General features: G+C 66.4%; 2 protein-coding genes. Both read left to right on the top strand.

Annotation, left to right across the window (positions count from 1 at the left end; genetic code table 11):
- Positions 1 to 41 precede the first annotated feature (41 nt).
- On the top strand, positions 42 to 1,463 hold the full coding sequence (locus VKN16_04180) for a type II and III secretion system protein family protein (GenBank protein ID HME93402.1): 1,422 nt from the start codon (positions 42 to 44) through the stop codon (positions 1,461 to 1,463).
- Between the two features lie 13 nt (positions 1,464 to 1,476).
- The coding region (locus VKN16_04175; protein HME93401.1) for an AAA family ATPase at positions 1,477 to 2,238 on the top strand (762 nt) is incomplete at its 3' end.

The following is a 2,238-nucleotide window of genomic DNA, read 5'->3' as shown; positions in this document are numbered from 1 at the left end:
CGGACACGGCCGAGCCCGGCAAGAAGTGAGACTTCACTGACATGGGGGTCACCATCGCAATGCCACGACACTATCGCCGAGGAGCCAGCGTCTCCGCCTTCTTGCTGGCCGCGCTGCTACTCCTGGCCGGTACCCAACTCCCCGTACTCGCCGCCGAGCCCGGGCTCATCCGCCTGGACGTGACGATGGGCAAGTCGCAGGTGCTCAACCTTCAGGAACCGTTCACCCGAGTCTCCGTGACGAATCCGGCCATCGCGGACGTGTTCGTGGTCACGCCCAACCAGATCCTTATCAACGGCAAGGCGGTGGGCACCACCTCGCTCGTGGCCTTCTACCCGACCAAGACCGTCTTCTTCGACCTGGTCGTGCAAAGCGACCTGGAGCTGCTGCGGGAGCGCCTCAAGCAGGTCGCTCCGCGCGACGACATCCAGATCCATCCCGCGCAGGACGCCATCATCCTGGACGGCAACGTCTCCAGCGAGCGCACGATCGCAGGTGTCGTGGAGGTCGCGTCGGTCTTCGCTCCGAAGGGCAAGGTGGTCAGCCTCCTGAGCCTGACCGACGTCAAGCCCCAGCAGGTGATGCTCCAGGTCCACGTGGCCGAGGTCGGGCGGTCGGCCCTGAAGGAGCTCGGGTTCGCTGCGCGCGCGCTCGGTCAGACCTTCCAGGGCGCCGCCATCCCGGGCAACCCGTTCAGCCTCGCCCTCGGGGCAATCGGCCCGGTGGTGGCAAACGGTGTCTTCGGCCAGTCGTCGCCCGACTTCTCCCTGGGGGGGAGCAATATCTTTCTCTCGTCCGGCAACCGTGACTATGCCGGAGTGATCCGGGCCCTCGCCGACCGGAACGTTCTCCGCACGCTGGCCAAGCCCAACCTGGTGACCCAGAGCGGCAAGGAAGCCAAGTTCATCTCCGGCGGCGAGTTCCCGTTCCCGATCGCCCAGGACAACAACACCATCACAGTCCAGTTCAAGGAGTTCGGCGTGGGGCTGGTCTTCCTGCCGGTGGTTCAGGACGGTGAGAACATCAACCTCAAGATCCGTCCGGAAGTGTCCAGCCTGGACTTCAGCCAGGGACTCGTATCGGCCGGCTTCAGCATTCCCGTCATCCGCAAGAACGAGGCCGCCACCACGATCAACCTCAAGGATGGCGAGTCCTTTGCCATCGCCGGCCTGATCAACAACGAGGTACGCCAGGCGGTGGCCAAGATCCCGGTCCTCGGGGACATCCCGATCCTGGGCGCCCTCTTCCGCAGCACTCGCTTCCAGAACAACGAGACCGAGCTGCTCTTCGTCGTCACCGTGAAGCTCGTGAAGCCCGACGCCCCCGGGACCGGGGTGGATGCGCGCCGGCTCATGGACCTCCGCGACGAGGAGAAGAAGGACTTCACCCTCGTCCCTGGCATTCCCGGGGTTGGTGACGTGGTGACCCGTCCTTTCGGTCAGAGCAATCTCCCGACCCGGTGACCCACGGGGCTCCATGACCTCTTCTCTTCGTGTCCTGATCGTCGGCAGCGACACCGAGTCCACCACCGTCCTGAAGCGGCTCCTCGGGGCGATGGCCTCGGTGCAGCTCGTCGGCGAGCACGGACGCCTCTCGACGGCCCTACACGAGGGCCCGGCGCGCCGGCCCGATCTGATCATCGTCGAGCTCGCCGCGAAGGCGGCGGCGGACAATTCTCCCACGAACGTGGTGGGAGCCTTGACCCGCTCCTTCCCGGATGCCGCGGTCTTCGCTACCGGCGCCGACGTCTCCGCCGACTTCGTGATCGAGGCGATCCGCGCCGGGGCCGTTGAGTTCCTGCGCCGCCCGGTCCAACGCACCGACCTGGAGGCGGCGCTCGAGAAGCTGCTCCGGCTCCGCCGCGGCGTCCCGCCGCCCGCGCGGGCGGGGCGAATCACGTCCGTGTTCTCCACCAAGGGGGGCCTCGGCGTTACGACCCTCGCCACCAACCTGGCGGTGTGCCTGGCGGAGCGCGCGCCCGATCACACCATCCTGATCGATCTCGACACCCGTCAGTCCGACGTCGCCACCTTCCTGAACCTTCGTTACACGTACTCGGTGCTCGACGCGCTCGAGAACCTGGAACGGCTGGACGATTCCCTGCTCCACGGTCTTCTCGTCAAGCATTCCAGCGGCCTCATGGTGCTCCCCGGGCCGACTCGCATCGAGCGGGGCCAGCTCTCCGCCGAGCAGGTCAAGTCGGCCCTCGAGATCATTCGCTCCCATTTCTCGCACGTG

It is taken from the genome of Candidatus Methylomirabilota bacterium (genome assembly GCA_035315345.1).
GTDB lineage: Bacteria > Methylomirabilota > Methylomirabilia > Rokubacteriales > CSP1-6 > CAMLFJ01.
This window is presented reverse-complemented; position numbering and strand designations above follow the sequence as displayed.